General features: G+C 71.6%; 1 protein-coding gene and 1 pseudogene. One reads left to right on the top strand and one right to left on the bottom strand.

Annotated features, from left to right (window positions below; all coding sequences use genetic code 11):
* Nucleotides 1-666 (bottom strand): annotated as a pseudogene (locus G6R24_RS19540) (hypothetical protein); the annotation flags it as partial.
* Between the two features lie 806 nt (nt 667-1,472).
* On the opposite strand from G6R24_RS19540, the gene G6R24_RS19535 reads away from it, so the two are divergent.
* Nucleotides 1,473-3,373, top strand: a 1,901-nt coding sequence (locus G6R24_RS19535) for a putative bifunctional diguanylate cyclase/phosphodiesterase (RefSeq protein WP_225438777.1), incomplete at its 3' end; no start/stop codon positions are given.

Genomic DNA, 3,373 nt, shown 5'->3' with positions numbered 1-3,373 from the left:
CGCCATCGACCCGGCGGGCGGCATCGACCCAGGCTGCGACATCGGTCCAGGCGGCGACATCGACCCAGGCGGCGACATCACCGCGGACGATGGCATCGACCCGGACGCTGCTGGGGCGGCGGGCGAGCGCAGCTGGACGTTCACCGAGGCCGACAGGTAGGCCGCGAGCAGCTCGCTGCTGCGCCGGGTCCAGGCGGCGGCGCCAGGGGCCGGCGCGCCTCGCCGTGGTGGCCCGCTCCCGGGCCACAGCCCGGGATGCGCCCGCAACGGCGCGGCCCGCGCGGAGCCCACCGACGCGGCTCCGGGCGCACCTCCGGAACCAGTGTCGCCACCAGTTCCGAGACCAGGACCTGAGCCGGGGGCCGTGGCCGGCCCGGAGCCACCCACGGCCCGATCGTCCGGATGGACGCGTCCGGGCGGCGGCGCGGAGGTGCCGGGCAGCATGCGGGACAGCAGGTCCGACGGGACGGCCACGACCGCCGGGCCGGTGGCGGCGAGCGACTCGTCCAGCGGCCATTCGCCGTAGGGGCGGCGACCATCGACCGACTCGCCGGAAAGCGGTGGACGAAAGCCCAGCTCCGGTTCGGTGACACCGAACAGGCGGCAGTACGCCCGCCGGTAGGCCACGCCGGGGAACACCTTGCCCAGTTCATGACGTCGGATCATTTCCGCGGTCGCCGCGGGCGGACGTATTCCGTCCTTCTCGGGCAGTCCACGCACTCGTTCGGCCAGCCCGTCCTGCGTGAGGCCATGCGCCTCACGAAAACGCCGAAGAGTGTTCGGAACCCATCCAGGATGTTTGTCTACAGACATTACAAGCCCCCGTTCGCGTCCCCCCTTCTAACGAGATCAGGATAGTCAGAACGATGCCGCCGACCGGGTGAACCACGAGATTGTGCGCCCCTCGCGCGTCGATGTCCGTTTCCTGTCCGGTGACCGGATGCCCCGCCAGCCGACCGGCCCACTGCCCTGGTCACGACCGATCAGAGCGATATGCGCGGTATGCGCCGTCCGGCGCTGATCGGCGGGTCACCGACGGCCGTCGGCGGCAGCGGGCCGGAGCCGGTGACGGCGCGTGGGCGTCCCGGCGGACGCCAGATCGCCCGGTGGGACCAGTCCGCATACAGAGAGTTTCGACAGACCCAACATCACCACAGCCGCTCCGCGACGGACTTCCACCGGTTATGCCGCGAATCGTCGTTGTACGACAATCCAGATATGGCACCATCGAAAGTCGCTCTCGCCACCGTCGTCGGCAAGGGCGACGAGGGATGACCCGTTGACCATCCTGCCGGCTCCACCATGGCGGTTCCGCCTGATCCGAGTGGCGCAGATGCTGCTGGTGTTCGTGGCCGTCCTGCTGGCGGTCGCGTCCTTCGAGGTGGGGCCGCCGGGGCTCGGGGCGCAGGCGCGCTCCCTGCGGTTCTGTGTGGCGCTCGGCTCCGGCGGGATCTGTCTGGCACGGGCCCCTGGTGCGGGGGGAACGGCTGCCCTGGACGCTGCTCGGCGCCGGCCTGGTCAGCTACAGCGGCGGCATCATCTACCACAACGCCACCGCCGGTGGTCAGTCGGCGACGCTCGGGCCGTCCCCGGCGGACATCGGCTGGCTGCTGTTCTACCCGGCCTGCTACGCGGCGGTGATCATGCTGCTGCGCCGCCGGCTGGTCCGGCTGCATCGCAGCGTCTGGTTGGACGCGGTCGTCGGGGTGCTGGGCATAGCCGCGCTGACCAGCGGCCTCGCCGTGCTGATGGCGCGCTCCAACGCCGAGTTGGACGTGTGGTCGCTGACGATCAATGTGGTCTATCCGGTGGCCGACCTGTTGCTGATCCTGCTGGTGGTCACCGTGTTCGGTCTGCTCGGCTGGCGCCCAGGCCGGGTGTGGTGGCTGCTCGGCGCCAGTCTGGTGGGGTTCGCGGGCGCCGACTCGCTGCTGCTGGTGATCGTCGAGGCGGGCTGGGAGCCGCCGGTGGGGGTGCTCTCGACCCTGTGGCTGTTCTCGACGCTCACCCCGGCACTGGCGGCCTGGGTACGACCGCGCTGGCAGCCCTCGGCGCGGATGTCCGGCTGGGGTGTCATCACCGTGCCGCTGGCCCTCGCGGTCCTCGCGCTCGGCCTGCTCGTGCTCGGTGCCACCGTGGACCTGCCGCCGGTGACCGTGGCGCTGGCGGCCGCGACCGTGCTGGCGGCGCTGGCCCGTGCCGCGTGCACCTTCGTCGAGGTCCAGCACCTCGTCGAGAGCAGCGTCCTGGCCCGCACCGATGACCTGACCGGTCTGGCCAACCGCCGGGCCTTCCTCGAACGGCTCGCCCGCCTCGAACACGACGGCACCGCGGGCCGCGCCGTCCTGCTCCTGCTCGACCTGGACCGCTTCAAGACGATCAACGACTCGCTCGGGCATCACACCGGGGACGCGCTGCTCATCCAGGTCGGTTCGCGGATCTGCGCGGCGCTGCGCCCCGGTGACCTGCTCGCCCGCCTGGGCGGGGACGAGTTCGCCGTGCTGTTGGACAACGCCGACGCGGACGTCGCCCGCCGCGTCGCCGACCGGATCCTCGCGATCCTCGCCGAACCGTTCGACGTCGGGGGAACAACCCTGCACGTCACCGCGAGCATCGGCGCGGCCATCCACCCCGACGACGTGACCGCCGACCTCCTCCCGCCCCCCACCGCCACCACCACCACGACCGCCGCCGTCGCCACTTCCGCCGCTCCGCCTGCCGCCGCCGCCGGGCCGGGCGGTACCCAGATCCTGCTGCGCCGGGCGGATGTCGCGATGTACGCCGCGAAGGCCGACCGCAGCGGCTTCGCGACCTTCCACCCGGGCCTGGACGCCGGCAGTCGGGAGCGCCTCGACCTGGTCGAACAGCTGCGCGCCGCACTCGGCACCGGTCAGCTCGAGGTCTTCTACCAGGTCAAGGTCGCCCTGGCCAGTGGACGGACGGAGTCGGTGGAAGCCCTCGTCCGCTGGCGACATCCGACCCGCGGTCTGCTCGGACCGGAGCTGTTCATCCCCCTGGCCGAACAGGCCGGCTTCATCCAGATGCTCACCGGTGAGGTGCTGGGCATCGCGCTTGACCAGGCCCGACGGTGGCGGGTGGCGGGCCTGGACATCACCGTCGCCGTGAACATCACCGCCCCCGATCTGCTCGACCCCGAATTCCCGACCCGGGTCCGCGGACTGCTCACCCGGTTCGGTCTGCCGCCCACCGCACTCGAGCTGGAAATCACCGAGACCGCGCTCATGCGCGACCAGGACCGCTCCGCCCGCATGCTCGCGGCCCTGCGTCAGCACGGCATCGGCATCGCCGTGGACGACTACGGCGTCGGCTATTCCTCACTCGCCCGGCTGCTCGAACTACCCGTGGACGTCCT

The sequence above is a fragment of the Candidatus Frankia nodulisporulans genome (assembly GCF_902806475.1).
Taxonomy (GTDB): domain Bacteria; phylum Actinomycetota; class Actinomycetes; order Frankiales; family Frankiaceae; genus Frankia; species Frankia umida.
This window is presented reverse-complemented; position numbering and strand designations above follow the sequence as displayed.